The sequence below is a fragment of the Pseudomonas salomonii genome (assembly GCF_900107155.1).
GTDB classification, from domain to species: Bacteria; Pseudomonadota; Gammaproteobacteria; order Pseudomonadales; family Pseudomonadaceae; genus Aquipseudomonas; species Aquipseudomonas salomonii.
In genome coordinates this window covers 1-24,472 of sequence record NZ_FNOX01000023.1, presented here as the reverse complement: position 1 = coordinate 24,472, position 24,472 = coordinate 1, and the positions used below count along the sequence as shown (strand labels likewise).

The following is a 24,472-nucleotide window of genomic DNA, read 5'->3' as shown; positions in this document are numbered from 1 at the left end:
AGCCAGCTCCCACAGAAAAGCAGACTAGCCGCCACCCCCTCAAGGGCCACATACCAACGCCTGCCGCTCATAGTTCAGCGCCTTGTTCTGCGGCGCCAACGCATAGCTTGCACTGCAACGCTGCTCGCCCCACTTGATGATCAGCGTGCCCTGATCCTGTTCCACCAGCGCCAGCGCATTCCCGTTCGGGTCCGCAATCGCCAGTTGCTTGCCCGCCGAGTCCTCCAGCGAAGCCCCGAACGACAACGGTTTGTGCTGCGCATCAAACAACTCAAACAATACCCGTCGCCCGGTGGTGCCGCTGTAACGCGCCACCACGATAGCGCCACGGCGCGGCACCAGCTGCTGGGTGGCGTTGGTGATCTCCACATCGCCGCCCAGGTCGCGGGTGTCCAGGCTGATCCAGTTCACCCGGTAAGGTTGCGCCGTGGGGATCACCGCATAGCCGTTGTAGCCGGTCTCGACGCCGCTGTAGCTGCCGATTTTAGCCCCCGAGATACCCGGCACTTCGGCCAGGGCGAAGGTTTCGCTGACGGTCTGCCCCAGGTTGATGCCGCCTGCGTGGGCAACCACTGAACCCGCGAGGTTAAGGTTCTGCGAGTTGTAGCCCTGGCCCTGGCTGTAACCCAGGCTCACATCCGCCATGGAGGTGCGGCTGTTGATATTCACCGAGCCGGAGTCGCCACTCGCATCGCTATGGCCCGCCTGCACCGAATAGAAGGTGTCGCTGGTATCGGCGACGTAACCGTTGATACCGGCTTGTGTGGTGGTGTCGCCATGCTGATGGCTGGTGGTGACAAAGGCTCGTGGCGCACGGGCCTGGCTGCCCAGTGGGAACGAGACGGACAGGTTCACCTGGGTGTCGCTGCTGGGCTCGCCATAGGTGACGATTTGCTGGGTGCGCGTCACGCCAAGGTTGTAGCTCAGGTCGCCCCAGTTGCCGGTGTAGCCGGCGGACAAACTGCGCGAGCCGCCACGGTTCCAATAGCGCTGGTCACTGGCATTGACGTACAGGCTGCCGAACTGGCTGTTACGCCCCAGGCTCTGGTTGATGGTCAGGTCGGTACGGGTTTTCGAGTGGCCGGTGCGCACGCGCACGTCTTCACTGTTGTCTTCCACGTGGTCGGTGAGGGTGCGGTAGCCCTCGGTGGAATAACGGTAGGCGGCCAGGGTGAAGTTGGTGTCAGTGCCGGCAAAGGTCTTTGCGTACAACGCCCGCACGCTGCTGCCCTGGTGGGTTTGCCCGCGGGCCTTGCTGGACGAATGCGTGGTGTCCAGGGAAAAGGCGCCGAACGCGGTGTTCCTGCCGGCGCCGATCGACAGCGCACTGTAGTCCTCGCTGGCTTGCAGGCCGACGATGCCGCTGAGGTTGCTGGTCAAGCCATACGCCAGCGTGCCGCTGAGAAAACGCGGGCTGCCCAGGCCGTCGGCATTGCTTTTGAACGTGCCCGCCGAGAGGCTGTACTTGACCTGACCTTCACGCACCATGATCGGCAAACTGGAGAATGCCTGCATCGTCACCCGCCGGCTGCCGTCGGCTTCGATCACGGTGATTTGCAAGTCGCCGTTGGAGCCGCTGGGGTAGATGTCGTTGATCTCGAACGGGCCGGGCGCGACGTTGGCGGTGTAGAGGATATAGTCGTTCTGGCGGATCTCTACGGTCGCGTTGGTCTGCGCCACGCCACGGATCACCGGCGCGTAGCCGCGCTCGCTGTCGGCGCGCATGCCGTCGTCGGAGGCCAGTTTGAGGCCGCGATAGCGCACGCTGTCGAACAGGTCGGTGTCGGAGAAAATCTCACCGGCGCTGAACTGGCCCTTGATCGCGGTCATGTCGTGCTGGACGTAGGTGCGGTTGCTGGTGAAGGTGTTCGAGCGGTCGGTGCCGCTGCTCATGTTCGATTCGTTGCGCAGGCGCCAGGCGCCCAGGTTGATGCCGTTGCGCAGCCCGAGGTTATTGGCGATGCGGGTTTTATAGTCGCCGGCGGTGCGGCTGCTGTTGAGCTGGTAGTTGATGAACGCGGCCGGCACGCCGTCGTCCCACAACTGCGGGTCGACATACCCGCGCAGGCCGCGCTGCATGGCCACTTGCGGAATGCTCGCCAACAGGCGCAGGCGGCTGCTGTCGTAACGCACGCTGGCGTCTTCGATCATGTCCGCGAGGGCATAGCACGCCTGCGGTTGCTGCGGGTCGAGTTTGCCTTCGGCTTGCAAACGGCTCATGTCGACGCCCAGCTGCTTGAGCAGGTCGAGGGTCAGGCAGGCTTCGACCCGGCCGTTTTTCGGGTTGCGCTTGAAGTCGATATCACGGCGGCCCACCAGCACTTCGTTGCTGTACAGGTCGACCCGGTAATTGCCCGGCAGCACGCTGTTGGCCGAGAGCAGTTGCTGCAAATCGACCGGCGACTGCGAGCCCTGCAGGAACGTGGTGTTGAAGCTTTGCGCAGCGTCATCGGCCACCGCCCAGGTCGGCAGGCTGGCAGCCATCGCGAGCGACAGCGTCTTCAACTTCAGTACGCCACGTGCGGGCCTGTTGCTGGAAAGAAAAGACATGCGAGGACCTATGACATCCCTGATTGACGGACAGCCGGGCACGCAAACACGCACGCGAAGTGAGCCTGTAGGTAGGCGAAAGTGCTTAGGGTTTCAGGCGCGATTCAGTCGCGTGCGCAGGTAGCGCAGCGCCGCTGGACAGAGGCGCGCTGTAGTGGTTTTGCGCGCCATAGTCATTGATGCTGGAAAACGACAGCTGCACCGGGCCGTTGGCAATTGCCGCGCTCAGCGGGAACTGTTTTTGTTCGCCGGGCGCAATCATGGTGGAGTCGCTGGCCAGCACCGATTGCACTTTTATGTCGGCCATGGACACGTGGTACAGCGTCGGGTTTTTCACCTGCAACAGGGTCTGGCCGGCATGTTTGGCCAGTGTCCACTCCAGTTGCGCAGGAGCTTGCAGCGCGCTGCCAGTGAGGCCGGCAGGGCGGTAAAAAATCTTGATGCGCTGGCGGATAGCCAACTGCAAGGTGTTCTCGGCGGCGCTGGCCTTGGGGATTTCCTGCACGTTAAGCCACACCACCGATTCGCGGTCCGTGGGCATGCCTTTGCCTTCGTACAGAATGCGCAGCAATTGCTGTTCCTTGGCGAATACCCGCGCCAGCGGTGGCGTGACGGCAAACGGCGCGCGGCTGGCGCTGGCGTCGTTCATGTCGACCCAGGATTGAATCAACACATCCTGGTTGCCGTTGCGCACGGTGATATTGGCTTCCTTGTGGTCGCCATCAAACACGATGCGGGTGGCATTCAACGAAATGCTGGCGGCGGCCTGGGTAGCCATAAGCATGCCCAGCAGCGCGAGGCTCGCGGCGATAGAACGAGGCGGCATGAAGGTTATCCGGTGTAATCAAAAGACAATGGCGAGGCCGCAGGGCCTCGCGCGTTCGGTGCCGGGGGCGCCGAGTTATTCGTATTGCAGGATGAACGGCAGGGTGGCATCACCGCGACCGGCGGTGGACGAACCGGCGGCTGCGGTGGTGACGTAGGCGGCCGCGAAGCTCAGGGTGGCGTCGCCGCCAGTCGTGCCGGCGCCGTGCATGGTGCTTTCGATGCGCGCGGTGCTGGAAGAGCTGAGGTCGATCAGGCTGCCTTTGCTGTCGAGCAGGGCGATACCGACGTTCTGTGCAGTGGCCGAACCCGGGTTCAGGGCCAGGACTTTTTTGCCGGTGACCAGGCCCGAACCGCCGTTGTTGGCGTCGAAGATCATCGCGACTTTGGTGCCCTGGTTGCAGTTGACGTTCAGGTTGAAGTCTTTGGCGGTGACACGGCCTGCGGTTGGGTTTTCGGCGGTGCCCATGTCCTTGATCGACACGTTGCCCATGTCCACCGAAATGGTGCGGTCGGAGTTGGCGCCGTCGACGGAGCAGGCGTCGTTGTTGATCACGCCGGTGAAGGTGATTTTACCGCTGCCGCCCAGGGTCGGCGTGGGTGCCGGGTCGGCGGCAAACGCACTGCCGGAAGCGGCGATAATGGCCGAGGCGATAACAGCCAGGGAAAACTTCTTCATGATGATGTCCGTTAGTGTTAGTTGGAAAGTGCTGTTGTTGAACTGCGAGAGGAGAATAAGCGGCGAGGGCGGGCGAGCGAATAAGACGATTCTTATAAGTCAGGAAGCAGGCGGTTTAGAACGGCTGGAGGGCGCGTGAATACCCGGAAAATAAAGGGCGAAGCCATTGTTTAAATGGCTTGCTAGTTGTGGGTTAGTTGAAAATATTGCGCGCCAGGCAATAAGCGAGCAGGTCCTGATCGCTGCTCACTTCAAGTTTGCGCATGGCCGATATTTTTTGCGCGCTGATGGTCTTTGAACTGCGGTTCTGACGGCGAGCTATATCACTGACGCTCATGCCGGAAATAAATAAACGCAGGATCTCGAACTCTTTGGGCGACAAACTGGTAAAGCGCTCGTCAATAGCCGTAAGGGTCTCGACTACCGAGGTTTTTGGCGGTTCCAGGCTGCGATAGGCGCTCTGCTGGGCGATCGCCTTGAGCGCCAGTTGAATCTCGGTGTGCAACTGGCTTTTCTGGATGATGCCGACCACACCCAGCTCTTGCAGGCGGGTGAGGATCAGGTGATTGGAAATCATCGTCAGGATCAGGATCTGCACCTGCGGAAAATGCCGCTTCAGGTACTCCACCAATTTGAGCCCGTCGCCGTAGGGCGAGTCGCCCGGCATGTTGTAGTCGGTGATCACGATGTCGGCACCCTGGTGCTGCAACAGCGCGATCAGGCCGGCCGAACACACAGCCTCGCCGACCACCTGGAAGCGTGTGTCGCGCTCCACCAACTCGCGAACACCCAGCAATACGATCGGGTGATCGTCCGCGATTACCACGTTGAATTTTTTCATAGAGGGCCGTCCGTAGTGCCAGTTCAAGTGAGTGAAGAGTGCCCGGGCTGGAGAGTCTCCAGAACGGCCGACAGACGCCGCATCACAGCCTTCACCTTGAGCTCAAGCGTTGTGTCGAGGCTGCCGCGATTAAGTGCGCTTTCCAGTTCGATGCATGCCTGGGCCAGGCTGAGCGCCTGGACTGCGCCCAGGGCGCCGGCGACCGAATGCAGCAATTGGCCCAGGCCGTGGGCATCACGTTGCACCAGCGCGGCATGGATACGCTGCAAGTCCTGCTGCACGCTGCTGATGAACAGCGGGCGCATCTTGTCCGACAGCTGCACGCTGTCGTCGCAGGCCGCAGTGGCAGGTTCCGGTGCCGGCTTGACCTTGCACAGCTTGATCAACTGGCCCCGCAGGGTTTGCAGGCTTAACGGCTTGACGATCCAGGCATTCATGCCCACCGCCAGGCAGCGCACGCCTTCCTCGCGCATGGCATTGGCGGTCACGCCGATAATCGGCAGGTGCGGGTCGTGCTCGCGCAGGGTCCTGGCCAGTTCATAGCCATTCATCAGCGGCATATTCACGTCGGTCAGCACCAGGTCAAAGGCCTGCGGTTGCCACAGTTGCAGCGCCTGCTCGCCGTTGGCGGCCAGGCTCACCGAACAGCCGAGCGCTTCGAGCTGTTCCTTGATGATCGCCTGGTTGACCGGGTTGTCCTCGGCCACCAGGATGCGCAACCCCAGCTGCCCGGCGCTTCGTGGTCGCGCGGCTGCGGGTTGCTCATGCTTGCCGTGCTGCGCCAGGGACACGGTGCTGGCGATGCTGCGCACATCGTGCAGATCGACCACCCAGCCTTGCGCCGTGTGCAGCGGCGGGCTGTGGGCGCCCGGCAGGCACAGCACGCGTTGGCCGGGCCATGGCTTGGCGGGCTCGCTGGGCAACAGGTCCACCAGCACCGCGTGGCGGCTGTCTGGTTCCTGAGCGGAAGCTGCCAGCGCCGCCGCGATGCCCAGGCGGTTGAGCCAGTCACTCATCGACTGCGCCAGTTCGCGCACCGGCGCCTGCACATACACCGGCGTCGGGCTGGGCTCGATCAGCGGCAAGTTGGTCAGTGCGCCGCAGCACAGCGGCAGGCGCATTTTCAGGGTAAAGCTGCTGCCCAGCCCCGGCTCGCTGACCACGCGGATTTCGCCGTCCATCATCTGCGCCAGCCAGCGGCAAATCGGCAACCCCAGCCCGGCGCCGCCTTCGCCGGCAGTGTCCGGTGCCTGGTAGAACAGGTCGAACAGCTTGGCCTGCTGCGCTTCGGGAATGCCGACGCCGGAGTCGGTGACTTGCCATTCCAGGTCGACATGCTCGGCGTCCAGCGCCATGACCCGGGCACGAATCACCACACGCCCGATGTCGGTGAACTTGATCGCGTTGCTCACCAGGTTATTGAGGATCTGGCGGATGCGCATCGGGTCGCCCATCAGGCAGTCCGGTAAGCGCGGATCGATGCAGCTGTAGAGCTGCAAACCCTTGCGCTGGGCGAAAGCGGCGTAGGTGTGCAGGGTGTCTTCGAGCATGTCCAACGGGCAGAAGTCCACGGCTTCTATCGCCATTTGCCCGGACTCGATCTTCGACACATCCAGCACATCGCTGATCAGCTGGAACAACGTGGCCGACGAACGCTGGATGGTGTGCAGGTAGGTTTTCTGAGGCGCGTCCAGGTCGGTCAGGCCAAGCAGTTCCAGGGTGCCGAGCACGCCATACAGCGGCGTGCGGATCTCGTGGCTCATGGTCGCCAGGAACAACGTCTTGGCCTCGTTGGCGGTATCGGCGGCGTGACGTGCCTCTTCCAGCGCCTGGGCGTCTTCGATGTGCCGGGTGATGTCGTTGAAAGCATACAGGCGCACGTTCTCGGCCTGATAGCGAGTCGACACAAAGCCGATTTGCAGGTGTCGGCCTTCGATCTCCAAGTGGCTTTCGCCGTTCTCGACGCCGTCGTGTTGACCGGCCATGGCCGCCACCAGACGTGCGGTGCCCGGCCATTGCTGGGCGCGCTGGTTTTCGATCAGTACCTTGCCGTCGCTGCGGCGCACCACGCACAAGCCGGTGGGCGCGGTGTCGATGATCACGCGGCTGAACGCCACGCTTTCGGCGATGCGCTCGTGGGCCAGGCGCGCCGGGGTGATCACTTGGCGCCGATACCAGCGGCTGCCGGCCCAGCCCAGGGTTATCAGGCTGACCAGCAGCAGCGCCAGGGTGCTTAGCGGCCACAAAGCCGAGTGGAAGAAGTGCGAGTAGTTCAGGCCATAGACCGCGCTCCAGGGCTGGTCGCCGGCCTGGGTAATCTTGAATTCAAAGCCATTGGCCGTGAAGTGCACGCCATCGCTGAGCGACGCCTCGGTGGCTGGCCCGACCAAACGGGTGCCGTCGGGCGCAAAGAGGGTGAAGCGATCAAACGCGGAGTGATCCAGCGCGCGCTGCACATCGTCCACCTGCGACAGGTCGAGCAAGGTGCCGATCACCGACTGGCCCTGGCCGTCGAGTGACAGGCCGATGTAGGCCAGCAAATGTTCGGGCTCCGGCCCTGCTTTCCAGTGCACCCACTCCTGCTCCAGCGGCTGCGGCGTCTGCGCGAGGGTTTGCTGCACAGCGTTGACCAGCGCCACCTGGTTGCCGGTCTCTTCAGTGTTTTCGCGACGCTGATAGCCCACGGAGGGAATGGTGATGGTGTAGTTCGTCTGACGATTGAACAGATACGTTTGCGGCGCCTCATACGGCGACGAGGACCAGAAGGCGCTGTAGTAGCTGGTCAGGTGCGCGCCCAGGGCAAAAATCGGTGGTCGGGCAGCAACGCCGACCTGTTGCTCATCGAACTTGACGTCAAACGGCACCGAAAACGAGTACTTCTGACCTTCGTATAACGTGCGGCGGTTCTCGACCATGCGGCTCTTGAGGCTGACCTGCACGTGGGTGGCCCGCAGCAATTCGGCCTGGATGCCTGGGTGTGTCAGGCTCTTGAGATAGGTCTGCTGCTCGCTGAGGTTTTCCATCAGCCGCGCAAAATGAAAGCGCGTGGCGCCATAACGGGTTTCGATCCCGCGTTGCAGTGACCAGTAGTTGGTGAGGAGCAGCAGCAACGCGATTCCAATCAGCACCATCAGGCCCTTGTTCAGGCGTACGGAACTGCGGGTAAAGGCTTCGAGTATCGCGTTGTTGTGCTTCATCAGGGGTTTCCGCAGGCGCAGGACAAATCGGCACTGGACAGAGCTTGCTCCTTGTAAAAGAGCAAATAATCCGGGGCCTCCAGCTAGTGAGATGTCGCGGGGCCATCATTGTTCAGTAGCTGCTGAAATTGGTCCGAAGAGACCGCGTGGGAGATCAGGAAGCCTTGCACCTGATTGCAGTCGATTTTGCGCAGTAACGCCAATTGTTGAGGCGTTTCCACGCCTTCGGCGACCACCGTGAGGCCGAGCTTGCGGCCCAGTGCGATGATGCTCGCCAACGCCTGGGCGATGCCTTCGTTGTCGTGGCTGCCCTGCACCAGCGCCTGGTCGATCTTCAGTTCGGTAAACGGTGTGGAGACCAGGTTGAGGTACGAGCTGTAGCCCTTGCCGAAATCATCCTGGGACAAGCCGAAGCCTTTGATGCGCAAGCGGCAGGCGCCGGCGTAGAAGTTGCTGATGTCTTGGGGCACCGAGCATTCCATCAACTCGAAGCAGATCATCCCCGGGATGCCGTCGTGGTGCAGCACGAACTCCAGCAAGCGGTCCGCCAGGTCATGGCTGTTGAGCAGGTGGGTGGGCAGGTTGATCGCCACCGGGATTTCATAGCCGCGCTGGCGCCACTGCTCCTGGGCGTGAATCGCCTGTTTGAGCACCAGCCACAACAGCCGTTCTTCCAGCTCGAAGGCCTTGATCGCCGGCAGGAACGCGGCCGGCAGCATCACGCCTTGCTCGGGGTGCATCCAGCGCACCAGGGCTTCGGCGGCGACGATACGCCCGTTGGCGAGGGATTTTTTCGGCTGGAACCAGGCTTGCAACTGGCCACTGCTCATGGCCTGCACCAGCGTCTGGCGGTCGATGTCCAGGTGTTCGGGCAGTTCGGGGGAGGGCTTGCGCACGGTGTTCCTGAGCTGATCGACCAGGTTGCGTAACGCCTCGGCGTTAACCGGCTTGGAGATCAGCCCGATCACTTGAACATCGAGGTTTTTCGCCACCAGGCTGGCGGCCATCAGCATGCGCCGCGAGGCGGCGCTCATGATCGCCAGGGCCGGCTTGCAGCGCAGGTTGGCCAGGCACTGGATAAATTGCACGCCGTCCATGCCGGGCATCAGCAGGTCGGTCAGTACCAGGTCGAAATCGCGCTGGCGCAAACGCTCCAGCGCTTGCTTGCCGTCCTCGGCGCTTTCCAGCCTGAAATCCCCCAACTCACTGAGCAAGTGCTGCAGGTAGATGTGCTGCAGGGGATGGTCCTCAACAATCAAAATACTAAGGGGCTTCATGGGTGATCCGTGCATAAGGCGCCAGGGAGTTGAATAGAGCCCGCAACGCAAAGGGTTTGACCAGGCAATGGTTCATGCCGGCGGCCAGGCACAGGTCGGCCTCGCCGCGCATGGCGTTGGCGGTGGCCCCGATAATCGGCAACGGGCAGCCTTGGCGGCGCAGTTCGCGGGCCAATTCATAGCCGTTGATGTGGGGCATGTTCACGTCCGTCAACACCACGTCGAAGTTACCGGCGGTGTACAGCTGCAACGCTTCCTGACCATCGGCCGCCAGCTCCACGGTGCAGCCGAGTTCTTCGAGTTGGTCACGCAAAATCAGCTGGTTGATGATGTTGTCTTCGGCCACCAGCAGGTGCAGGTTGAGTTTGTTCAGGTCACGCTGGCGCGTGTGCTCATCGGCACGGGCCACCCACAGCCCTTGCGCCTGGCTCACGGCCTGATGAATCGCACCCAGATGGTTGAGGTTGACGTGCCAGGCACCGCCTTCGGCCTCCACGCTGGTGCAGGCATTGCTGCTCACGTGAATCACCGGCCCCGGCCATTCGGGCGCGAGCAGCGGGTCGACACTGCCAGGGTGCACTTGCAGCAGCAGGTGGGTGTCCGGCAACGTCGGCAGGCCGGCCTGGGCCCTGGCGCCCCAGCGGCGCAGCCAGCCGCTGACCGAGTTGGCCAGTTCCGGAATCGGCGACGCCACGTAAATGGTCTCGGGCAACAGCGCGGTCATCGGCGTGGTCGGCGCTTCTTCCAGCGGCAGGATCAGGCTGAAACTGCTGCCCAGGCCCAGTTCACTGACCATGCGGATGTTGCCGTTCATCAATTCGGTCAGGCGCTGACAGATCGGCAGGCCCAGGCCGGTGCCGGCGACCACATTGGTGTTGCCTTCACTCTGGTAAAACGGCTCGAAAATCATCGCCTGATCTTCCTGGGCGATGCCTTTGCCGGTGTCCGAGACCTGCCACAACAGGCTGGAGCGTTCACCGTCGCGGCCCAGCACCTTGACGCGCAGCACCACGCGCCCGTAGTCGGTGAACTTCACCGCATTGTTGAGCAGGTTATTCAGAATCTGGCGAATGCGCGTCACGTCGCCGATCAGCCGTTCGGGCAGCTTCGGGTCGAAGCAGGCATACAGCTGCAAGCCTTTGCCCTGGGCGGCAGCGGCATAGCCCTGAATGATTTCATGCACCAGCTCCAGCGCTGAAAACTCGCTCATTTCCAACGCCAGCTGCCCGGCTTCGATCTTCGACACATCGAGCACGTCGCAGATCAACTGCAACAAGGTCGACGATGAGCCTTCGATGGCGTGCAGGTAGTCCCTTTGCTGCGCATCCAGCTGTGTGCGCGCCAGCAGTTCGAGGGTGCCGAGCACGCCATACAGCGGCGTGCGGATTTCATGGCTCATGGTCGCCAGGAACAGGGTCTTGGCGGCGTTGGCGGCGTCCGCCGACTGGCGTGCTTCTTCCAGCGCGGCTTCGACCTGCTTGCGCGCACTGATATCGCTGAATGCGCAAAACAGCACGTCTTCGCCTTTATAACGGGTGGGCGCACTGCTCAGGTACAGGTGGCGGCCATCAATGGTTTCAAAGTAATCACTGCGTTCGCACGGGCCTTGGGCGAAGGCTTGCTCGATCCAGCCGGCCCGCAATGCCTCGCGTTCCGGGCCGTTGCCCAGCCATTGCTGGGCCAGGGTATTTTCCAGCACCACCTGGCCGTCGGTGCGGCGCAGCACGCAAAGGGCCACGGGCGCGATCTGGATCACGTCGCGGCCAAAGGCTTCGCTTTCGATCAACGCCTGGATGCGATGAATCGACGGAATAATGAAACGCTGGTCGACGCGGCGCATCACCAGCCAGATCAGGGTCAGGCTCATCAGGCAGAACAACAGCGAGCCGAGCAGCTGTTTCCACAGGCCGGTGACCACCGCGCGCAGGTCGATGGAATACATCAACTGCCATTCCGAGGACTTCAAGTGTTTGCGGATCACCAGGTGGTCGGGCAGCAAGCCGTTGCCGACAAAACCGAAAAAGCTTTCTTCGCCGGGCCGCAAATGTTGCTGTTTGAGCTGCGTGTCGGTGCTGTTGGTGAACACCAGCATGCCCTGGGAGTTGAGCATCATGAACTCACCGGCACTCTGGTCGCTGAGGGTGATGGACACTTCACGGCTCTCCATCTCCAGGCCCAGCCAGCCGGAGTCGGGGGCGTGTTCGTCGAGGCGGCTGAAGAGGTACAGGTGCGAATGGCCTTCGGTGTTGTCGCTCAGCCACAACTCGTTGAGCCTGGCCGTGTCGTTGTGCTGCAAGGCCTTGAGGCGGTTGAGCATGCATTTGGAAATCGGCAGCACCTGTGGGGTGGCGTCATACAGCCGCGTCACCTGTGGGCTGGGGCCGGCGTTCACATACAGCAGGTTGAGCTGCTTGGCCTTGAGGTAGTCGCGCATGCGTGCGGTCAGCCAGATGCTCCACTGGTTGCCGGGTGTGCTGCCCAGCTCCAGGTGTTGTTCTTCCGCGGAGGAAGGGTAGAGCCTGGACTGCTTGCGCACCGCCGACAGGCTCAGGCTTTGCAGCAGGGCCTCGCGGTTGGTGAAAAAGGTGTGGGCTTCGGCGATGGCGCTGCTCATGTAGCCGCGGCGCTGGGAAATGTCGTTGTTGAAGGTCGACAGCAGAAAGGTATAGACCCCGCTCAAGATGCCCACCAGCAGCACGCTCGCAAAAATACGAAGCAGCCTTCTGGCTGCTTCGGGTCGGGAGAGGACGGGGTTGATCTGGAGCAGATAACTTTTCAATCGCATCGGCGCAGAGTAGTGGCATATCGATGCCAACGGCATAAGACGATCCTTAAAGTCGTCGGCTACTTGTAAAACATGTCCACCACCACCGCGGCTTCGAAGGCCCCCGGAATCGGCAGGGTGCGCCAGCTCAGGTCGGCACGAAAATCATTGCGTGCCTGGCCGGAGCCCATCAGTGTCTGCAACGTAAACCAGTCATTGAAGGGCAGGCGCTGATCGCTGTCGGCGCGAGACAATGAGATGCCCACCGAGCTGTTGTTGGCCGGCACCAGCAAGCCGTTGATGACACTGCCGCCCCCCGGGGTGGTGGCGAAGCGTGCATTGACGGTGTAGGGCGTGTCACAGACTTTGCGCAGGCTGAGGTTGAAGTTCGCGGTGCTGGCCACGGCGCCGACCTGCGCCTTGCGTGATGGCGTGGGGAAGTTGACCACACTGGGGGTAATGGTCAGTTCCGGGGCGCAGGGCACGAAGCGGATGTCGTTCATGCCGGTGACGATGTAGTTGAGGTTGCTGTTGGGGTTGGTGTTGAGCCCGCGTACGCCGTCGAGCTGGAACACGCGATATTGCGCCAGGGTGCTGGCTTGACCGCTGGGCGGTGTCTTGCCGTATTTTTCGATGAATACACTGAAGTTCAGGGTAAAGCGTGCCTTGTCCCAGCCTGTGCAATTGGACCAGTTGCAACCGCGGTCGGAGTAAAAACCGGTGCCGACCTTGCCGGTGCTTTGGGTGATGGGCGCGTTGTTGTAACGGATGCCTACGCGGATGCCTTGGCCGATGCTGACGTTGGCCGGGTTGACGTAGAAATACACTTCTTCGCGGCCGTGATTGCGGTCGTCCTTGCACAACACATTCGTGGAGCGTGGGCCCGACTCCCAGATGATCGTGCCGTCCGGTGCATCAGCCGCAACCGCCAGTGAGGTGCCAAGCGGGTTGATATCGACATAGGCGCCGCTGCCATCTTCGACGCACGACAGCGCATAGCTTGTGGCGGGGAGGGCCGCGCAGCCGCACAGCAGCAGGGGCAGTAAACGTTTGGTGAGAGACATAAATGCAGGTTTCCCGCGATTGATCACTTGAGCACCGCGCTATGACGGGCCTGTAAACCGATATCGTTGATGTTGGTGAAGTGAAAGGTGGACCCGGCAGGCAAGGCGGTCGCTGTACTCAGGCGCTTGCTCTCATGGGGTTTGAGCAGCAGGTAGTCGCTGAGCGGCTGGGTGTCCGTTTGCACATCGATCAACGACAGGTGGAATGCGCTTGGGTTGTGGGCGATGACGCTGTGATCATCGCGGCTCCACACCAACTGCTGCAGCGCCTCGGCCGAGCCACCCTTGAGCGCGGGTGGCCGATAGAACAGCTTGAGCCGTTGGCGTATCGCAAACTGCACGCTGTTGGGGTCGGCGGATTTGAGCGGAATCTCCATGATATTGAGCCAGAACAGCGATTCGCGATCGGCGGGCAAGCCTTCACCGGCATACAGGATGCGCAGCCTGTGATGCTCGCCGGCGCCCAGTTGCACCAAGGGTTCGGTGGCAACAAACGGCACAGGGCTGCCAGGCGATTCGTCTTCAGCGGTGATCCAGGTTTGCACCACCACTTGCTGTGAGGCCGGGTTGACCACGCTGATGCCGGCGGCCTTGTCCTGGCCGTAATAAATCAGGCGTGTGCCTTCGATCTTCAGCGCCGCGCTGGCCGGCGGTGGCGCGAGCACCAGCAGCCCGCCGGCCAGCAGCATCATTCTGAGTAAAAACATGAACACAAAAATTCCATGGCAACGTGTGGGAACGCAGCCATGGTAGGGGCGGGTGAGTGCGAGGGCTTTGAGGCGATTCTTAAAAGTGCACAGTGGCCGTTTCAGAATCGCCTTAAAGGCATGTTCGCGCCCCGACAGTTACCGTGTTCGACGTTGAATGATCGACGCTGATGCCCAACTGTCAGGTTTACCCTATGTCCAATAAAGCGTTACGCCTTTTGATTGCCGATGCAGACCTGCTGCAGCGGATCAAGCTGGAGAAAATGCTCAACCAGCTGGGCTACCACCGCATCGCCCCCTTGAGTTCGTTCGACGAATTGCAGGCGTTGACGCGCTCCGGTTGCGTGGCGTTTGACCTGTTGATCATCAATACGGCGCTGGTGCGTTCGCGGCAGGTCAACCTGTTGAAGTACTGCCATGACAACCCATTGATTCGCCATACGCTGATCTACGACGGGCAATGCGCACAGAGCTCGGTGGTGTCGGTGTCAGTGAGCCAGACCTTGCACCTGTCACTGTCGCAATCGCCGGACTTCAACTCGCTGCGCCGCTGCATGGAGATTGTCGACCCCCAGCATAGCCTGCCGACGGTTGAGCGACCGATGTTGCGCGCCGTCGACAGCCGGGTCGCTGCACCCACGACGGCTGCGCGTAGCGTTTACCTGGGCGACCCGGCAGTGATGGCGTGCGCCGTCGGGTTATCGCCCAAGCGCTGAGCCGGCCTCAGGTGCGCCACACCGGCAGGTTGTCGTGGGCCAGTGCCCAATGCGGCTGGCCAGGCTTGAGGCACACGCCGCCGACCCAGCGCTCATGCCCGGCGTGGTCCAACCAATAAGCCTCGCCGCCCAGCACTCGATGCCCCAATGGCGTCAGCGCCAACTCGCGGCGCGGCCAGTCGCGCTCGGTTGCGGTTTCTATCAGCAAGGGGTTCGATCCGTCTATCAATGGCCGCAGCAGCGCATGGAACATCATGTCGCCCAGGAACGGCAGCGGCTCACGCTTGGCCATCAATTCAGCGAACACCCGGCCGAACGGCAGCGGCCCGGTCTCGGCGATGTAGCGTAGCGACAAGCGTTCAGTCAGTGACAGGCCATCTTCAACGCCCGGCAATTCCTGTAGCTGACGCAGTAGCGCCGGGGCGAGAAGGGGCAGGGCCGGGTGGTTGCCGTGAGCCAATTGCGCAAGCGTGACCGGCGAGCTGTCGCAGTAAGCCGACCACGCCTGTCGGGCCAATTGCACCGCTGCGTCGTCGATCAAGCGGCGCTGCGGCCATAACCACGCCAAGACATCGGGCGCCAGTTGGCCGATGCCGATAAAGCGTTCGACTCCCGGAATACGGTCAACCTCGATCAGCTCGAGCTTTTTCGGCGCGCGCTCAAGACCGGCCAGCGCACGGACCAGAAACAGCTGATCATAGGCGTCCGCTTCGCACCACAACACGCTGTGATCGGCGCTGGCCAGGGCGTGCAGGTGGTTGTATTCATCATCGACGCGGTGGGTCACTTCAGCCGCGTTCAGGGCAAACGCCTGGCTGATAAAGGCACTGCGCATCGCGCGGAAATCTTCACTGGGCAAATCGCGTACCGGCCCCATGCACAACGGATCGGTGAGCATGCGCAACTGCCCCTTGAACCCGGCCAGTTGCAGGCTGTGGGCAATGTCGCTGCCACAGCGCCAGTGGGTGGTGCGGGCTTCATCGCTGGCTGCAAAGTCGGGGTGGCGGGCGGCGAAGTCGATGGCGTCGACATGCGCCTTGAGCTTGGGCCAACTGCTCAAGCCCAGCTGTTTGGCGACCTGCCATTGGGCCTGGGACAAGGTGGCGAGCGGGTCGAGGGTTTTCAGCTGCGACAACAATTCCTTGGCGCGCTTGCGCTGCTGCTCAAGGTTGAGGCGGCCGTCGGTAGTCGAGGATGAGAGGCGTGGCGACATACGATCTCCTTGCACAAACCTTTTCCGCTTTCAGGTCGGGAGTCGTAGAAATGTGATATTCAGTCAGGATCCTGGGCGCAGCCCTTTCCGCGGAAGGTGGCGTGGAGTGCGCCAGGCACGAAATATAGGCAGTGGAGTTGTGGATTGCAAGCCGTCAAGCCGAGTACCGAGTTGATGACAGACACCGTATTGATCGAAACCCGCGCCCTCACGCGCAGGGACGAGCGGCGCCAAGTGGCGTTGCTGCAACCCACGGATTTCAGCCTGAAGCGCACCGACCGCGTGTCCATCACCGGCTCCTCCGGCTCCGGTAAAAGCGTGTTCCTGCGCGCGCTGGCGTTGCTGGATGCGCCCACGTCGGGGCAGATCCTGTGGAACCACCAGCCGATCGCGAATGCGCAGATTCCCCACTACCGCAGCCACATCAGCTACCTGTCGCAACGCCCGGCACTGCTTGAAGGCACGGTGGAGGACAACCTGCGCTTGCCATTCAGCCTCAAGACCCTGCGCACGCGCCGCTTCGACCTGCAAGCGGTGACCAAGCTGCTGGAGCATGCCGGTAAAAGCCCGGACTTCCTGGGCAAAAACGCCGGCGACCTGTCCGGCGGAGAGTCCCAGGTGGTGTCATTGATCCGCACCTTGCAACTGAACCCCGAAGTGCTGTTGCTGGATGAACCGACGGCCGCCCTCGACCCCACGTCCTCCCGTGATGTCGAGGCACTGATCAGCGCCTGGTATGCCGCCGACAATGCCCGCGCCTTTATTTGGGTGTCCCACGACCTCGACCAGGCCCGGCGCATGAGCGATATCCGCCTGCACATGAGCGCCGGCGTTTTGAGCGGAGCGGCCCAGCCATGAATTATCAAAATCTCACCGCGCTCGACATGGGCATCGCCGCCTCGCTGATCCTCATCAACGGCGCGCTCTCGCTGTTGCTGCGTCTGGGCCTGGGCCACCAATTGCTGTGGGCGGCCGTGCGTACCGTGGTGCAGTTGCTGGCCATCGGTTACCTGCTGGGCTGGGTGTTCGAGTTCGCCTACTGGTATGTGGTGCTGCCGCTGATGTGTGCGATGACCCTGATCGCCGGGCTCTCGGCGGCGGGGCGCGGGCGCCGCACCTACCGTGGGCAACGGGTCGACAGCATTCTGTCGGTGTGGGGCAGTTCGTGGCTGGTCACGGCGGTGGGGTTGTTTGCGGTGATCCGTATCCATCCGTGGTACGAGCCGCAGTATGCGATTCCGATTCTCGGCATGATCCTCGGCAATACCCTCACCGGCGTGTCCTTGGGCATTGAGCGCATGACCCAGGAACTGACCTCGGGGCGCAACACCATCGAGATGATCCTGGCACTTGGCGGTACACGCTGGGAAGCCGCCCAGGAGGCGATCCGCCAGGCCGTGCGCGCCGGGATGATCCCGACGCTGAACCAGATGACCGTGGTCGGCATCGTCAGCCTGCCCGGCATGATGACCGGCCAGGTGCTGGCCGGTGAGAGCCCGGTGGACGCGGTGCGTTACCAGATCGTGATCATGTTTCTGATCGCCGCCTCCTCGGCCTTGGGCACGGTAGGTGCGGTGCTGCTCACCTACCGTCGGTTGTTTTCCAACAGCCACCGGTTCTTGCGCGATCGGCTTGAAGAGCGCGCTTGAACCTCAGGTGCTGGTCTGGCCGTTCCGTCACCTGACGCCCGCTGCTCAACCCACATTTGACCGAGTATGACTCCAGAACCCCGTCCTGCCCGAAGGCCGCGACAACGGTGAATCAAGCTCAGTCAGTCACACCAAAATCCAGCACCACTTTCATCGCCTGGGTCTTGTCCGCCGCCAGTTCAAACGCCTGCACCGCCTGCTCAAACGGCACGGTGTGGGAGATCACCGGCTTCACATCGATGATCCCGCGATTGAGCAAATCCACCGCCTGGGCAAACTCGCTGTGAAAGCGGAAGGTGCCGCGCAAGTCGATCTCGCGACTGACCAGCAGGTTCAACGGCAACGACACATCGCCGCCGAGTCCGACCGTCACCAGCACACCCCGTGGCGCGATGCATTCCAGGCCATTGCGCAAGGCCTGGGCACTGCCGGAGACTTCGAACATCACCTCGAAATAGCCTTTTTCAGCGGTGTAGCGCTTGAGTGCATCCGCGCCGTCGGCAATGTTGTGGGTGCGCGTGGCGCCCATTTTTTCGGCGCAGGCGAGGGCGCTGGCGGACAGGTCCACGGCGACGATTTCACCGGCACCGGCGGCGCGCAGGCTGCCGATCAGCAGGTTGCCGATGGGGCCGCAACCGGTCACCAACACGCGTTTGCCGAACACCGCGCCGGCGCGTTGAATCGCGTGCAAACCCACCGACAGCGGCTCGGCCAGCGCACCTTCGGCCAGGCTCACGTGGTCGGCCAGCCGATGTGCCTGATGCGTCTCGATCACCAGGCTCTGGCGAAACGCGCCCTGAATATGCGGAAACGGCATCGCACTGCCGTAGAAACGCATGTTCAGGCAATGATTCGGCAGGCCTTGATGGCAGTAACGGCAACCGCCGCACGGGCGCGACGGCGATACGCTGATGCGCTGGCCGACCTTGAACAACCCGGCATCCGCACCCACGGCGTCGATCACCGCCGACACCTCATGGCCGAGCACCATCGGCTCGCGCAGGCGCACGGCGCCGAAGCCGCCGTGCTGGTAGTAATGCAGGTCCGAGCCGCAGATACCGCCACGGGCGATGCGCACGCGCAGTTGATCGGGGGCGAGGGGTTGCGGTTCGTCCTGGGGGTCGACCCGCAGGTCTTTGGAGGCGTGACAGACGATAGCGTGCATACAATTCTCCGGTTTACAGCGACGCGGTGATACCACCGTCGACGTACAGAATATGGCCGTTGACGAAGCTGGCAGCGTCACTGGCAAGGAACACGGCGGCACCGGCCAGTTCGGCCACGTCGCCCCAACGACGACTCGGCGTGCGTTGCACCAGCCAGTCGCTGAACTCGGGGTTGGCCACCAGGTTGGCGTTCAACTCCGTCTTGAAATAGCCGGGGCCGATGCCATTGACCGTCAACCCATGGGGGCCCCAATCGATGGCCATGCCCTTGGTGAGCATCTTCAACGCGCCTTTGCTGGCCGCGTACGGCGCGATGCCGGGGCGGCCCAGCTCACTTTGTACCGAACAGATATTGATAATGCGCCCGCGCTTGCGCGGGATCATCGCCCGCGCCACGGCCTGACCAACCAGAAAGGCACTGTCCAGGTTCGTGCTGATCAACTCGCGCCAGTGTTGCTCGCTGTAGTCCTCCAGCGGCCCACGCCGTTGCATCCCGGCGTTGTTCACCAGGATCTCCAGCGGGCCGAGGCGCGCTTCGATGTCCGCCACGGCGGCCTGGATCGCCGTGCTGTCGGTCACGTCAAACGGCTGGGTGTGCACCGTCAACCCTTCGGCCGCCAGCAGCGCCGCCGCATCGCGCAAGGTGCTGCGGTTGCGCCCGTTGAGCACCACCTGCGCCCCGGCCTGGGCCAGGCCGCGGGCAATTGCCAGGCCGATACCGGCACTGGAGCCGGTGACCAGCGCCAGCCGGCCATCAAGGCGGAAGTTGTCTAGAACGCTTTGCATAAGCTACCTCTCTTAACGCTTCACACTACCAACGACGGCAGCATGATGGACTCCAGGGCGACAAAGGGATGGACCTTGAGGTGGGTGATCAACAATATCTATCCGATAATCGTGACCCGCGCGACCAGCAGCCTATACGTGGGGTCCTTGTTCGGATTGTTATAGGCCACGCCCCGTCATATCGTGTATGAATTGGGCTTACTTCACCCCAGGGCGCTGGGCAGCGTCCAATTTTCATTTGTGATCGGGTGATCACCGTTTGTGATAACCATTGCTGATAGCTGAGAGAATTTAATGGAGTTAAAGCACTTGCGCGCCTTCGTGGTGCTCGCCCAGGAGCTGCATTTCGGCCGGGCGGCGGCGCAGTTGTCGATCGTGCAGCCGGCGTTGAGCATGCAAATCAAGGGGCTGGAAAGCGGCCTGGGCGTGCGCCTGCTGGACCGTAACCGCCACTCGGTCACACTGACCGACGCGGGCCGTGCGTTTCTGCCTGAAGCCCAGGCCACCTTGCACCAGGCCGCTCGGGCGGCAGAGGCGGCGCGGGCGTCCAGCCGCGGTGAAATCGGCCTGGTGCGCCTGGGGTTTGTGTCATCGGTGCTCCCGCAATTGCTGCCGCAACTGATCCGTGCCGTGCACCAGCGTTACCCGCGTATCGAACTGGAACTCAAGGACATGCCCGGCCCCGACCAAGCCGCGGCGTTAAAAAATGGCCAGTTGGATTTCGGCCTGATGCGCCTGCCGGCCGCCCACCCCGGCGTGCAGACCCGGGCGGTATTGCGTGAGCGTTTCTGCGTGGCGCTGCCGATGGATCACCCTTTGGCGGCCCTGGAATCCATCCAGCCTGCCGACCTGCTCGCGTTGCCGGTGTATATCCTCGCCAGGCGTTACGCGCCGGGGTTCTACGATGAGTTTATCCAGGCGGTCGGCATGCCCTTGGACATCGCCAGCGAGCTGGGCGAGTTCACCACTATGCTCGCGCTGGTCTCGGCCGGGTTGGGCATCGGCGTATTGCCGCAGCAGGCGGCGCGGGCGTTGCCGGTCAATTGCGTGTCGCGGCCTTTGCAATTGGGCGGGTTTGAGGCCAGCACCGGGTTGGCCTGGACCGAGTTGGACAGTGCAGTGAAGACCACCTTGTTCAACCTGATCGTGGAATTGTTTGGCGAGTGATTGTTTCATTGGGTGAAATGCTCGATTGTAAAGTCTGGTGATTCCATCGATCCGGGCAGCGGTGGAATATGCGTGGCGTCAACCCCACCACTTTGGAGCCTCTCATGTCCCAGCCTGCGATCAAACTGTATGGTTTTCCCTTGTCCGGTCACTCCCACCGGGTCGAGCTGATGTTGTCGCTGCTGGGTTTGCCCAGTGAATTTATCCTGGTCGACCTCAAGCAGGGCGCGCAGAAAGCGCCGGACTTTATCGCCAACCTCAACCGCTTCGGCCAGGTGCCGGTGATAGACGATAACGGCACGGTGTTGGCCGACTCCAACGCGATTCTGCTGTACCTCGCCAACCAATATGGCCACGGCCAATGGCTGCCGAGTGACCCCGTCGGCCAGGCTCGCGTGCAGCGCTGGCTGTCGGCGGCTGCCGGCCCACTGCACGCCGGGCCCGCTGCTGCGCGGCTGGCGCTGGTGTTTGGTGCCGACGTCGATACCGTCACGGCCATCAGCCGTTCCCATGCGCTGCTCAAGCGGGTGGAGGAACAACTGAGCCAAAGCCGCTTTTTGGTCGGCGAGCGGCCGAGCATTGCCGATGTGGCGTTCTACACCTACGTGGCCCATGCACCGGAGGGCAATGTGTCGCTGGCCGACTACCCTCATGTGCGTGCCTGGCTTGCCGGCATCGAGGCATTGCCGGGGTTTGTCGGCATGCCGCGCAGTGCCGTGGGGCTGCAATCAAAGTAGTGTTCAAGAGGCATGCCGATGGATCGATTTCATGAGATGCAAGTGTTCCTGGCGGTGGCCGAGGAGGAGGGGTTCGCCGCAGCTGCGCGGCGCCTGAACACTTCGCCGCCCAGCGTGACCCGGGCGATTGCCGCCATGGAACAACGTATCGGCACGCAGTTGCTGGCACGCACCACCCGCAGCCTGCACCTGACCGAAGCCGGCCAGCGTTACCTGGAAGATTGCCGCCGCATCCTCGCCGAGCTCGATGAGGCCGAGGAAGCGGCGGCGGGCAGCTACGCCATTCCCGCTGGGCACTTGACGGTGACCGCGCCGGTGCTGTTCGGCGAGCTGTATGTGGCGCCGGTGCTGGGGGACTACCTGGACCGCTTTCCCTTGGTGAATATCAACGCCTTGCTGGTCGACCGCGTGGTCAACATGGCCGACGAAGGCGTTGACGTGGCCGTGCGCATCGGCCATCTGCAGGCGCCGGGGCAGCAGGCGATAAAGGTCGGGGAAGTGCGCCGGGTGGTGTGTGCATCGCCCGGTTACCTCGACCAGCATGGTCGGCCGCAGCGGCCCGAGCAATTGCGTGAGGCCAGGATCGTCACCTCATCATCCAGCCAACTGGTGAGTGAATGGGCCTTCGTCGACGCCGGGCGGCCATTGACGGTGCCCATCGAGCCGCGTCTGGTGGTCACGGCGAATAACGCGGCGATCAACCTGGCGCGCCTCGGCTGGGGCATGACGCGGGTGCTGTCTTATCAGGTGGCGGCCGCGGTGGCGGCGGGGGAGTTGGAGGTTGTGCTGGAGGATTTTGAAGCGCCTCCGCTGCCGATCCAGGTGGTGTTCCAAAAAAGCGGCCGTGTGCCGGCCAAGGTCCACACCTTTGTGGATTTCCTCACCCATCGCCTCGGGCAGGACGCCGCCCTGAACCCGGCGATGAAGCGGCGCGGCTGATGCAACGCTATCGCGACATGCAGCTGTTTGCCGCCCTGGCCGATCAGCCCAGCCTGGCTTCGGCGGCGCGCCAGGCCCAAGTCTCCGGGCCGACCCTGATCCGCGCAGTCGCGCGCCTGGAGGCCCGCCTGCGGGTGCCGTTACTGCAACGCAGCACACGCGGCGTGAGCCTGACCGCAGCGGGCAGCGCCTATCTGGCTGACTGTGTGCGGTTGCTGGCAGCCGTCGATACCGCCGAGGCTTCGGCCAAAGGCTTGCACGTGCAGGCCCAGGGCAACTTGCAGGTGTACTTGCCGTTTCTGTTCAGCCGTTATGTGATGGCGCCGATATTGGCCGGCTACATGGACAGTTACCCCGACGTGCGCCTGGTGGCGCGCTACCACGACGACTACCCGAACCTGCACGAAGCGGGGCTGGATGTGGCGATTCTGGTCGGCGAATTGCCCAATTCATCGCTGATCGCCCGGCCGGTGGGGCAGGTGCGGCATATCCTGTGTGCCAGCCCCGATTACCTCGCCACCCACGGCGAACCCCGGCATCCGGTTGAGCTTAAACAGCATCGGCTGATTGCCGGTGCCGACCCGGTGGCCTGGGATTTTCAAGGCTTGCAGCTCAAGGCCCGTGCGCGCTTGAGCTGCACCACCGCGCAAGGTGAAATCAACGCGGCGGTGCAGGGTGCGGGGGTGATTCGTTGCCTGAGTTACCCGGTTCACCAGCACTTGCTGGACGGCCAGTTGCGCCGTGTGTTGCGTGACTTCGAACCGCCGCCGTTACCGGTGCATGTGGTGTACCGCGAGGGACGCAACGCACCGATGCGCGTGCGCAGTTTTGTCGACCATTGCGTGGCGGCGCTGCGTGAGCATCCGGCATTTCAGTTGGTGAAATAGTGGATTGCCCAGTGTGGGCATTCTCACCCTGGCAGGCAGGGCGCAGCATGGGCACATCCAACCTGAGGTGCTCACCATGAACCCAGTCGAACAATCCCCGTGGCACGCCGGCGAACGGCACGTGCAGGCAAGCGCCGGTGCTGCCGAGCGTATGGCCGTGGTCGGGCCCAAAGTCATTCGCGATCACTTGCCGGAGCAGCATCGGGACTTTTACCCGCTGTTGCCCTACCTGATACTCGGCGTGGTGGATGCCCAGGGTGTTCCGTGGGCAACGATGCTTGAAGGTGCGCCGGGCTTTGCACATTCACCCGACCCACACACCTTGCAGGTCGACAGCTTGCCGTCCAAAAGCGACCCGGCGCTTGCCGCCTTGCACACCGGCGCCAGCGTAGGCTTGCTCGGCATTGACCTGAATACCCGGCGCCGCAACCGTATGAACGGCCGCCTTGGCAGCCTGGACCACGAAGGCTTTTCGGTCGACGTGGTACACACCTATGGCAACTGCCCCAAATACATCCAGCTGCGTCCCGTTGACGGTATCGCCCGCAAGCCCGGCACCACGCTCGAGCGCCTCAACGGCCTGGACGCTGCGGCCCAAACACTGATCCGCAAGGCCGACACCTTCTTTGTCGCCAGTTACGCCGACGTGGACGGCGCACGCTCGGTGGACGTTTCACACAGAGGCGGCAATACGGGGTTTGTGCGGGTTGAAGGCAACGTGCTGACCATCCCGGATTTTGCCGGCAATCTGTTCTTTAATACCCTGGGCAATTTGCAGCTCAACCCGGTAGCGGGTTTGCTGTTTATTGATTTTGAGTCGGGCGATGTGTTGCAGGTTGCCGGGCGTACTTCGCTGATGCTTGAGGGGCCCGAGGTCGCCCGTTTCGAGGGTGCGCAGCGCTTGTGGACGGTAACGGTGGAGCAGGTCATACGCCGCCCGGCAGCATTGGCGTTGCGCTGGCAGAACTGATCGTTCCCACGCTCTGCGTGGGAATGCCGCCCCGGACGCTCCGCGTCCCGATGTCTGCGCATAGCTGAGCCTTGCGCAGTGTGACGCGGAGCGTCATGGGATGCATTCCCACGCGGAGCGTGGGAACGATCGGTCCGCCGAAATGTTGCTGGATGTTGAATTACCAGATTGAGCAGCATCCCTGGGTTAGCTTTGTTTGCCTACCGACAACAAGGACAGGTCATGCAACGCAAAGTCATCAATCCCACCTCCGTGTTCAACTCCCTGCAATACGGCTTCAGCCAGGCCCTCGAAGTGCCGCCTGGCCGGCGCATCATGCTCTCCGGGCAAGTGGGGGT

Annotated in this window: 20 protein-coding genes and 1 pseudogene; 9 read left to right on the top strand and 12 right to left on the bottom strand. The window is 62.5% G+C overall.

Annotation, left to right across the window (positions count from 1 at the left end):
- Nucleotides 1-39: 39 nt before the first annotated feature.
- The 9 genes from BLV67_RS31215 to BLV67_RS31175 form a co-directional block, all read right to left on the bottom strand.
- The gene (locus BLV67_RS31215) at nucleotides 40-2,550 is read right to left on the bottom strand and encodes a fimbria/pilus outer membrane usher protein (RefSeq protein WP_069788354.1); all 2,511 of its coding nucleotides are present in this window, start codon (nucleotides 2,548-2,550) and stop codon (nucleotides 40-42) included.
- A gap of 85 nt (nucleotides 2,551-2,635) precedes the next feature.
- Nucleotides 2,636-3,376 carry a fimbrial biogenesis chaperone gene (locus BLV67_RS31210; RefSeq protein WP_069788353.1) on the bottom strand — a complete coding sequence of 247 codons (741 nt, stop codon included), beginning with the start codon at nucleotides 3,374-3,376 and terminating at the stop codon, nucleotides 2,636-2,638.
- A gap of 75 nt (nucleotides 3,377-3,451) precedes the next feature.
- Nucleotides 3,452-4,054, bottom strand: coding sequence for a fimbrial protein (locus BLV67_RS31205; RefSeq protein ID WP_065911892.1), 603 nt, complete (start codon nucleotides 4,052-4,054; stop codon nucleotides 3,452-3,454).
- 193 nt (nucleotides 4,055-4,247) lie between these two features.
- A complete protein-coding gene (locus BLV67_RS31200) occupies nucleotides 4,248-4,895 on the bottom strand; it encodes a response regulator (RefSeq protein WP_056861299.1) in 648 nt (215 codons plus the stop codon).
- Between the two features lie 23 nt (nucleotides 4,896-4,918).
- Nucleotides 4,919-8,092 (bottom strand): hybrid sensor histidine kinase/response regulator, encoded by a 3,174-nt coding sequence (locus BLV67_RS31195; protein ID WP_069788352.1) that lies wholly within the window; start codon nucleotides 8,090-8,092, stop codon nucleotides 4,919-4,921.
- An 83-nt stretch (nucleotides 8,093-8,175) separates the two neighbouring features.
- The gene (gene pvrR, locus BLV67_RS31190; RefSeq protein ID WP_065911898.1) at nucleotides 8,176-9,369 is read right to left on the bottom strand and encodes a response regulator cyclic di-GMP phosphodiesterase PvrR; all 1,194 of its coding nucleotides are present in this window, start codon (nucleotides 9,367-9,369) and stop codon (nucleotides 8,176-8,178) included.
- A complete protein-coding gene (locus BLV67_RS31185) occupies nucleotides 9,356-12,154 on the bottom strand; it encodes an ATP-binding protein (RefSeq protein ID WP_069788372.1) in 2,799 nt (932 codons plus the stop codon). The genes pvrR and BLV67_RS31185 overlap by 14 nt, the downstream gene beginning before the upstream one ends.
- A gap of 59 nt (nucleotides 12,155-12,213) precedes the next feature.
- The gene (locus tag BLV67_RS31180; protein ID WP_026013883.1) at nucleotides 12,214-13,197 is read right to left on the bottom strand and encodes a fimbrial protein; all 984 of its coding nucleotides are present in this window, start codon (nucleotides 13,195-13,197) and stop codon (nucleotides 12,214-12,216) included.
- A gap of 23 nt (nucleotides 13,198-13,220) precedes the next feature.
- Nucleotides 13,221-13,904 (bottom strand): fimbrial biogenesis chaperone, encoded by a 684-nt coding sequence (locus tag BLV67_RS31175; RefSeq protein WP_244160806.1) that lies wholly within the window; start codon nucleotides 13,902-13,904, stop codon nucleotides 13,221-13,223.
- Nucleotides 13,905-14,098: 194 nt separating this feature from the next.
- Here BLV67_RS31175 and BLV67_RS31170 point away from each other — a divergent pair, with 194 nt between their 5' ends.
- On the top strand, nucleotides 14,099-14,620 hold the full coding sequence (locus BLV67_RS31170) for an ANTAR domain-containing protein (RefSeq protein WP_065911901.1): 522 nt from the start codon (nucleotides 14,099-14,101) through the stop codon (nucleotides 14,618-14,620).
- Between the two features lie 7 nt (nucleotides 14,621-14,627).
- On the opposite strand, the gene BLV67_RS31165 is transcribed toward BLV67_RS31170, so the two are convergent.
- Nucleotides 14,628-15,833 carry a DUF1835 domain-containing protein gene (locus BLV67_RS31165; protein ID WP_069788343.1) on the bottom strand — a complete coding sequence of 402 codons (1,206 nt, stop codon included), beginning with the start codon at nucleotides 15,831-15,833 and terminating at the stop codon, nucleotides 14,628-14,630.
- Between the two features lie 174 nt (nucleotides 15,834-16,007).
- Here BLV67_RS31165 and BLV67_RS31160 point away from each other — a divergent pair, with 174 nt between their 5' ends.
- Together BLV67_RS31160 and BLV67_RS31155 are read left to right on the top strand one after the other, a co-directional pair.
- Nucleotides 16,008-16,691: an ABC transporter ATP-binding protein gene (locus BLV67_RS31160; RefSeq protein ID WP_069788350.1), complete on the top strand. Its 684-nt coding sequence runs from the start codon at nucleotides 16,008-16,010 to the stop codon at nucleotides 16,689-16,691.
- Nucleotides 16,688-17,482 (top strand): ABC transporter permease, encoded by a 795-nt coding sequence (locus BLV67_RS31155; protein ID WP_069788342.1) that lies wholly within the window; start codon nucleotides 16,688-16,690, stop codon nucleotides 17,480-17,482. Before BLV67_RS31160 ends, BLV67_RS31155 begins: the two co-directional genes overlap by 4 nt.
- Before the next feature lie 118 nt (nucleotides 17,483-17,600).
- On the opposite strand, the gene BLV67_RS31150 is transcribed toward BLV67_RS31155, so the two are convergent.
- Nucleotides 17,601-18,647, bottom strand: coding sequence for an L-idonate 5-dehydrogenase (locus tag BLV67_RS31150; protein ID WP_065911904.1), 1,047 nt, complete (start codon nucleotides 18,645-18,647; stop codon nucleotides 17,601-17,603).
- 13 nt (nucleotides 18,648-18,660) lie between these two features.
- Nucleotides 18,661-19,434, bottom strand: a complete 774-nt coding sequence (locus BLV67_RS31145; protein ID WP_065911905.1) for a glucose 1-dehydrogenase — start codon at nucleotides 19,432-19,434, stop codon at nucleotides 18,661-18,663.
- Between the two features lie 294 nt (nucleotides 19,435-19,728).
- Here BLV67_RS31145 and BLV67_RS31140 point away from each other — a divergent pair, with 294 nt between their 5' ends.
- From BLV67_RS31140 to BLV67_RS33450, 6 genes and pseudogenes are all read left to right on the top strand, one after another.
- A complete protein-coding gene (locus tag BLV67_RS31140; RefSeq protein WP_069788341.1) occupies nucleotides 19,729-20,601 on the top strand; it encodes a LysR family transcriptional regulator in 873 nt (290 codons plus the stop codon).
- A gap of 104 nt (nucleotides 20,602-20,705) precedes the next feature.
- Nucleotides 20,706-21,338, top strand: coding sequence for a glutathione S-transferase family protein (locus tag BLV67_RS31135; protein ID WP_065911908.1), 633 nt, complete (start codon nucleotides 20,706-20,708; stop codon nucleotides 21,336-21,338).
- A gap of 18 nt (nucleotides 21,339-21,356) precedes the next feature.
- The gene (locus BLV67_RS31130) at nucleotides 21,357-22,277 is read left to right on the top strand and encodes a LysR family transcriptional regulator (protein ID WP_065911909.1); all 921 of its coding nucleotides are present in this window, start codon (nucleotides 21,357-21,359) and stop codon (nucleotides 22,275-22,277) included.
- Nucleotides 22,277-23,164 carry a LysR family transcriptional regulator gene (locus tag BLV67_RS31125; protein WP_069788340.1) on the top strand — a complete coding sequence of 296 codons (888 nt, stop codon included), beginning with the start codon at nucleotides 22,277-22,279 and terminating at the stop codon, nucleotides 23,162-23,164. The genes BLV67_RS31130 and BLV67_RS31125 overlap by 1 nt, the downstream gene beginning before the upstream one ends.
- A gap of 76 nt (nucleotides 23,165-23,240) precedes the next feature.
- A complete protein-coding gene (locus tag BLV67_RS31120) occupies nucleotides 23,241-24,134 on the top strand; it encodes a pyridoxamine 5'-phosphate oxidase family protein (RefSeq protein WP_069788349.1) in 894 nt (297 codons plus the stop codon).
- Between the two features lie 222 nt (nucleotides 24,135-24,356).
- Nucleotides 24,357-24,472 (top strand): annotated as a pseudogene (locus tag BLV67_RS33450) (RidA family protein); the annotation flags it as partial.

Coding starts and splice junctions, on each gene's coding strand:
- BLV67_RS31185 (WP_069788372.1), bottom strand. CDS start 12,154: ATGCGATTGAAAAGTTATCTGCTCCAGATCAACCCCGTCCTCTCCCGA.
- BLV67_RS31165 (WP_069788343.1), bottom strand. CDS start 15,833: ATGTCGCCACGCCTCTCATCCTCGACTACCGACGGCCGCCTCAACCTT.
- BLV67_RS31175 (WP_244160806.1), bottom strand. CDS start 13,904: ATGTTTTTACTCAGAATGATGCTGCTGGCCGGCGGGCTGCTGGTGCTC.
- pvrR (WP_065911898.1), bottom strand. CDS start 9,369: ATGAAGCCCCTTAGTATTTTGATTGTTGAGGACCATCCCCTGCAGCAC.
- BLV67_RS31195 (WP_069788352.1), bottom strand. CDS start 8,092: ATGAAGCACAACAACGCGATACTCGAAGCCTTTACCCGCAGTTCCGTA.
- BLV67_RS31200 (WP_056861299.1), bottom strand. CDS start 4,895: ATGAAAAAATTCAACGTGGTAATCGCGGACGATCACCCGATCGTATTG.
- BLV67_RS31145 (WP_065911905.1), bottom strand. CDS start 19,434: ATGCAAAGCGTTCTAGACAACTTCCGCCTTGATGGCCGGCTGGCGCTG.
- BLV67_RS31135 (WP_065911908.1), top strand. CDS start 20,706: ATGTCCCAGCCTGCGATCAAACTGTATGGTTTTCCCTTGTCCGGTCAC.
- BLV67_RS31140 (WP_069788341.1), top strand. CDS start 19,729: ATGGAGTTAAAGCACTTGCGCGCCTTCGTGGTGCTCGCCCAGGAGCTG.
- BLV67_RS31180 (WP_026013883.1), bottom strand. CDS start 13,197: ATGTCTCTCACCAAACGTTTACTGCCCCTGCTGCTGTGCGGCTGCGCG.
- BLV67_RS31150 (WP_065911904.1), bottom strand. CDS start 18,647: ATGCACGCTATCGTCTGTCACGCCTCCAAAGACCTGCGGGTCGACCCC.
- BLV67_RS31170 (WP_065911901.1), top strand. CDS start 14,099: ATGTCCAATAAAGCGTTACGCCTTTTGATTGCCGATGCAGACCTGCTG.
- BLV67_RS31120 (WP_069788349.1), top strand. CDS start 23,241: ATGAACCCAGTCGAACAATCCCCGTGGCACGCCGGCGAACGGCACGTG.
- BLV67_RS31210 (WP_069788353.1), bottom strand. CDS start 3,376: ATGCCGCCTCGTTCTATCGCCGCGAGCCTCGCGCTGCTGGGCATGCTT.
- BLV67_RS31205 (WP_065911892.1), bottom strand. CDS start 4,054: ATGAAGAAGTTTTCCCTGGCTGTTATCGCCTCGGCCATTATCGCCGCT.
- BLV67_RS31125 (WP_069788340.1), top strand. CDS start 22,277: ATGCAACGCTATCGCGACATGCAGCTGTTTGCCGCCCTGGCCGATCAG.
- BLV67_RS31215 (WP_069788354.1), bottom strand. CDS start 2,550: ATGTCTTTTCTTTCCAGCAACAGGCCCGCACGTGGCGTACTGAAGTTG.
- BLV67_RS31130 (WP_065911909.1), top strand. CDS start 21,357: ATGGATCGATTTCATGAGATGCAAGTGTTCCTGGCGGTGGCCGAGGAG.
- BLV67_RS31155 (WP_069788342.1), top strand. CDS start 16,688: ATGAATTATCAAAATCTCACCGCGCTCGACATGGGCATCGCCGCCTCG.
- BLV67_RS31160 (WP_069788350.1), top strand. CDS start 16,008: ATGACAGACACCGTATTGATCGAAACCCGCGCCCTCACGCGCAGGGAC.